The sequence below is a fragment of the Virgibacillus salarius genome (assembly GCF_039521925.1).
Lineage (GTDB): Bacteria > Bacillota > Bacilli > Bacillales > Amphibacillaceae > Virgibacillus > Virgibacillus salarius.
In genome coordinates this window covers 1-5,673 of sequence record NZ_BAAACY010000164.1, presented here as the reverse complement: position 1 = coordinate 5,673, position 5,673 = coordinate 1, and the positions used below count along the sequence as shown (strand labels likewise).

Sequence of the window (5,673 nt, the reverse complement as noted above, 5' to 3'; positions counted from 1 at the left end):
AAAAAAGTGGTACTTACCAAATTATTGGCGAGTACCACTTTTTATTTTACTGGGTTTTGTCCCAGCCCCTTTTTTGGAAATGAATATTACATTCTATAAAAGACCCTTTTCTAATAATCTCTGTTATAAATTAGTGTTAAGCTTAATATTCAGAAATTATACTGCCATAATAAGCTCCTGACAAATATACTAATTTTCTTGAATTCCACTAAAATTCCTCTCTCACATACGTATTTCCTACCTGTATAAGATGTAAACTTTTACATTATTTTACCGGATAGTAGGGTTTTGAATTACACCGTCATTTTTTTCTTTTAATAGAATATAGAAGTCCAGCTTTTGTTAGAGGAGGGAACAAGATGTCGAGCAGTAAATTTCCACAATTTTACCATAAAAGATGTAATTGTCCTGCTAATAAAAATAACTGTTCATATTGCAAAAACAAAGAATTACATGTGGAGTATATTGATAGCTACGATGAAGATATAAATCATAGCTACTGTACTAATTGTAATAAACACTATAACCACTGTCGATGTGGTAACTTAAACATCATAAATGAAATTAATTTACCTTCATGTTGTGAAAATGGTCCTACTGGAGCTACTGGGCCGACTGGACCTACTGGACCTACTGGAGCTACTGGAGCTACTGGAGCTACTGGGCCGACTGGACCTACTGGCGCTACTGGGGCTACCGGACCTACCGGCGCTACTGGCGTTACTGGCGCTACCGGACCTACCGGCGCTACTGGCGTTACTGGCGCTACCGGACCTACCGGCGCTACTGGCGTTACTGGCGCTACTGGGGCTACCGGCGTTACGGGGGCTACTGGAACTACCGGTGCTACTGGCGCTACCGGTGCTACTGGCGTTACTGGCGTTACTGGCGCTACTGGCGTTACTGGCGTTACTGGCGCTACTGGCGTTACTGGCGTTACTGGCGCTACCGGACCTACCGGCGCTACTGGCGTTACTGGCGCTACCGGTGCTACTGGCGTTACTGGCGCTACCGGACCTACCGGCGCTACTGGCGTTACTGGCGTTACTGGCGCAACGGGAGATATTGTAACAGATATCGGCTTTTCCGCTAACAGGGTCCCTACAACTGTAGCTGCCGATACCCAACTGGACAATTGGTCTGTAGTGAGTCCTTTTTATGATGCAGCAGGATTTGACGAAGTAGCTGGAACATATACCATTCCTGCAACAGGACGATATTCTATAAAAGCTGTTATCAGTTACTCAACTACAGCAGCTATTACTGTTTCATTAGGAGCAGGAATAAATCCAGCTTTAGTAGTCCAACGAATATCACCAGTTACTACAGACTTAATTACAGGGTTATTTCCCGTTCTAAACGTAGACATTGTTCTATTGCTAACATTAAGGGCCATACTAGGAAGCGGCCAAGTAACATTAGAAGGAGATGTAGAATTAGATGCTGGGGATGTCATTGCTATTCAATATGTCGCAGATGGATTAACTATTAATGTCGATCTAGGCGGTACAGATGCAACTGGAACGATTTGGTCAGTTCACAGATTATCTTAAGTTATTTAGAATATATAAGCGAAACTAAAATAGTTAACTCAAAGCTGAACGATAAAATAAATGTTCATACGAAGCGCAGTCAAATTTCGTAGACTCCTTGAAAAAGAAAAACGCTTTTTCTGCGTGCAATGTATCGCTACCGAAGCCTTCCTTATCCTACGGGAAAAGCGTGAGCCTGAACATCCCACAGGAAAGCGTTCTTTGCTTTCTGAGGAAGCTAATACGTCCCCGCGAAAAGCGAAGCATTTTGACTTAGTAATGAATGCACTACCTATAACCATAACAATAACCCGAACTTCATCTAAACTATTTCAGATAAAGTTTGGGTTTTACATATCTAAATATTCTTTCGTTCCAACCTCTTTTAGATATCTATAAGAATATTGTAATGCATGAAAATGAAAAGTTATCGTACTAACAAATCTAAGATAGTTATTCTATTTTTACAGAAAATACAGAAGCTCTACTTTCTTCATTTAGCAAAACTTGGTTATTATTATAGGCTATGTTAGGAGAAAATCGTATTCATACATGCTATACTATGGGGTATAAAGGACAATTATGGAGTTGATACGTATGGACCCATTAGATATCATGATGAAGCTTGATCAGATCGTTCCATACTTCGATCCGATTATAAGTGCAGAAAATCAATTAATTATTGGCTATGAAGTTATACCTTATTTTCAAGGAGAAGACAAAGAATTACATAACCTCTGTTGGTTTGTAAAAGATGAATCGATACCGAGCGAATTCCGATTAGAGCTAAGTAATGCGGTGCTTCATAAGGTATTAGATAAGTATATATGTTCGGATCAGTCCCAATTTTTATTTATTCATTATGATGCTAATTTATTGCTCAAGGATGATGGCGATAGCATGATGGCATTATTAAATACTTATGCTGAAAAGGGACTGATGCTAAAAAATTTAATACTACAATTTTCTGAGTCATTTGTCACAGATCATATCTATGAACTAAAGCATTTATTTGCATATATACAAACATATGGTTTACAAATCGCAATTGATGACGTTGGTCAACGTAATGGTAACCTAGATAAATTAGCTATCATTAAACCCAATATAATAAAAGTAGATGTAGCATTTCTACAAGATGATGACCTACCTCAATTGTATCAAGATGTACACCATTTATTATCTATGCTTTCTCGTAAAATTGGCGCAACCTTACTCTTTAAAGGCATTACAACGTTCCAACAATTAAATTATGCATGGCGAAATGGTGGTCGTTATTATCAAGGAAGCTATTTGGAAAAGATACACCCTGAATTTATATCAGCAGACAACTGTAAGGATAAAGTTAAGAAAGATTTCCACCATTTTATAACGTTTGAGCATAAGAAAATGAAAGCGCAGTTAGATTTGACAAATAGAATTAATCAACAATTAGGAACAACTTTGAAAAAAATAAATCCAGATGCCCCTTATGACGAAACAATCCTGACCGTTGCTAAGGATTGTGATGCATTTACATTTCGAGTATATATTTGTAATGAAGCAGGCTTTCAATTATCCTCCAACGCGGAAAAGAATCTGGATGGTGAATGGGAATTGCGTAACGAAGGACGACAAAAAAACTGGAGCTGGCGCCCGTACTTCTTTGAAAATATTGTACGTATGAATATGGAGAAAAAAGGAATACTTTCTGATTTATATACAGATATAGAGAGAGACGAGCGAATTAGGACATACTCCCATCCTATCTCAGAACAACAATTTATTTTTATCGATATCCCATACAATTTTCTATTCGAACAAGATGGTTTATTATGAGAGGCTGAGACAAAAGAATGAAGATACAATAAAAAACGAACGATAAGGTATCGACCCCCTGAAGTTAGAGTAAAAAATCTAATTTCAGGGGGTGTTTTTGTGGCTAAATATAGTGAAGAATTTAAAGGGAAGGTTGTCACCGAGTATATAGATGGAAATCTTTCATATCGTTCCTTAGCCAAAAAATATCATATGAGTAGCTTTACACCACTATATGAATGGGTGAAAAACTATGAGCGTCACGGTATGAAGGGACTAGAACGGAGAAAAACAAAGAAGGAGTATTCTGTTCAATTTAAATTAGATACGATACAATTTATGTTAGAGACAGGTGCTTCTTATAGAGAAACTGCTGTTCCATTTAAGTTGAGCAATTCGTCCATTGTTAAACTCTGGATGAAAAAATTTCGCAGACAAGGTAAGGAAGGCCTGGAATTAAAACGAAAGGGGCGTCCTTCTATGCCTAAAAAACCCATTAATCAGAAGAAGCAGGAAGCAAAAAAGAGAACACGTGAAGAAGCGTTAGAACGTGAGAACGAACTACTAAGGCTAGAGAATGCCTACTTAAAAAAGCTAAAAGCTTTTCGGGAGAATCCGAATGCCTTCTACGAAAAGCACAGGCAAAGGTGGCATTCGAACTCAAAGAAGAAGGATTCCGATTAAAAGGTATTCTTCTTGTTGTGGGTATTCCTGAAGCTACCTATTATTATCATATGGAACGCTTTGACAGAGAAGATACAGAAACAGAATTAAAAGGTTACCTCCCCCCTTGTCGGTTATCCACTAAATATGCTTACTGTATCTTTTCTACAAAATTTTTCAACACATGTATGGTTTGTACGCAATCACTTAAATCAGACCATTCTAAAGGATTATGGCTAATTCCATTCTTGCTTTGGACAAATAGCATGGCTACTGGAACTTTTTCGCCAATAATCATGGCATCATGTCCAGCTCCACTTGGTAACTTATAAGGTTTCATATCCATTTCTTCGATGGTTTCTGCTAATAATTCCTGCTTATCATTCATAATCGGTACTGGCTTTACCCTCGTTTTTTCTACATAGTTAAACATAAGATGATGCTTATCGGCAATCGCTTCTGCTAGATTTAAAACATTATCCACTAATACATCTCTAGTATTCTGATAAATATCTCGAATATCAACATATAAAGTTACTTTACCCGGAATAACATTTACACCATTTGGTTCTACGAGTTGTTTCCCAATGGTAGCAACAGCAGTATCATTCATTTCTTTGGGTAGCTTATTCACTTGATAGATAAATTCACTTGCGGCTACAAGAGCATCCTTTCGATCTTTCATCGGTGTATTTCCTGCATGACCTGCTTCTCCTAAAAATGTGAGCTCCAACCAGCAAGGCCCAGCAATTCCTGTCACAACACCACATGGCAGCCCTTCTTTTTCCAACTGTTTCCCCTGCTCAATATGTACCTCTACAAATAATTCAATCTCGTTCATATCCCGTTTCGCATTCTGATAGCCTTCCACACTTAATTGAACCTGTTTTAGAACTTCTTCAAAGCTATATCCTTCCTTATCCACTAACTGTTTTTTCTCTTCCATATTAAAGTTTCCAATCATTGCTTCACTTCCATTCAGCCCACCATTAAACCGCGCCCCCTCCTCATCAGCAAACACCACTACTTCAAAGGGTTTCGTTGGTTGATATCCTATCGTATTCCATGCCTCTACTACCTCTAATGCGGCAATCACACCAAGCACTCCATCGAAATGGCCACCATTTGGTACACTGTCCACATGGGAACCACTCATAATAGCGGGACGTGTAGCTTCTTTACCCTCTAGTCTTCCAATTAAATTCCCAGCACCATCTTCTTTCACCTCTAGTCCTGCGTTCTTCATCCACATGGCAACTTTATTTTGAGCAGCCACTTCCTCTTTTGAATACCCTGGACGATTGGACCCACCATCTTCAGTTCGACCAATAGTAGCTATTTCGTTTAAACGATCAGCAATTCGCTCACCAGATACCCCTCCATAATCTAATTCCTGATTGTATCCATGCAATAAACGCTCACGGAGCAAATTCGTTTTCTTTTGATTCATTAGATGTTCCCTCCTACTCGATTTTTACTAAACAACAAATTGAATTAATAATAGAATAATTCCAACTTGTTTTTAAAGTCAAGATGCCATAAAGTGAAACTTCAATCAATGAGGGCTTACTGCCAGTTATATACGTGATATATATACTGCTACAGAGATAAGAAAAACGGAGCAAAATTCGCTCATTCCTTATCACTAAATGCTCAGATTTACGCTTCCTCTAGTAGCTAT

Annotated in this window: 4 protein-coding genes; 3 read left to right on the top strand and 1 reads right to left on the bottom strand. The window is 38.3% G+C overall.

Annotation, left to right across the window (positions count from 1 at the left end; genetic code table 11):
• The first annotated feature begins 359 nt into the window (after positions 1–359).
• The 3 genes from ABDZ84_RS19500 (at position 360) to ABDZ84_RS19490 (ending at position 4,013) form a co-directional block, all read left to right on the top strand.
• On the top strand, positions 360–1,553 hold the full coding sequence (locus ABDZ84_RS19500) for a collagen-like triple helix repeat-containing protein (RefSeq protein ID WP_343782706.1): 1,194 nt from the start codon (positions 360–362) through the stop codon (positions 1,551–1,553).
• 576 nt (positions 1,554–2,129) lie between these two features.
• A complete protein-coding gene (locus ABDZ84_RS19495) occupies positions 2,130–3,350 on the top strand; it encodes an EAL domain-containing protein (protein ID WP_026679587.1) in 1,221 nt (406 codons plus the stop codon).
• A 99-nt stretch (positions 3,351–3,449) separates the two neighbouring features.
• The gene (locus tag ABDZ84_RS19490; protein WP_343782703.1) at positions 3,450–4,013 is read left to right on the top strand and encodes a helix-turn-helix domain-containing protein; all 564 of its coding nucleotides are present in this window, start codon (positions 3,450–3,452) and stop codon (positions 4,011–4,013) included.
• 130 nt (positions 4,014–4,143) lie between these two features.
• On the opposite strand, the gene ABDZ84_RS19485 is transcribed toward ABDZ84_RS19490, so the two are convergent.
• Positions 4,144–5,442 carry a Zn-dependent hydrolase gene (locus ABDZ84_RS19485; RefSeq protein WP_343782701.1) on the bottom strand — a complete coding sequence of 433 codons (1,299 nt, stop codon included), beginning with the start codon at positions 5,440–5,442 and terminating at the stop codon, positions 4,144–4,146.
• Positions 5,443–5,673: the final 231 nt, after the last annotated feature.

Excerpts from the sequence above, each read along its gene's own strand:
- ABDZ84_RS19500 (WP_343782706.1), top strand. The coding sequence starts at position 360 with ATGTCGAGCAGTAAATTTCCACAATTTTACCATAAAAGATGTAATTGT.
- ABDZ84_RS19485 (WP_343782701.1), bottom strand. The coding sequence starts at position 5,442 with ATGAATCAAAAGAAAACGAATTTGCTCCGTGAGCGTTTATTGCATGGA.
- ABDZ84_RS19495 (WP_026679587.1), top strand. The coding sequence starts at position 2,130 with ATGGACCCATTAGATATCATGATGAAGCTTGATCAGATCGTTCCATAC.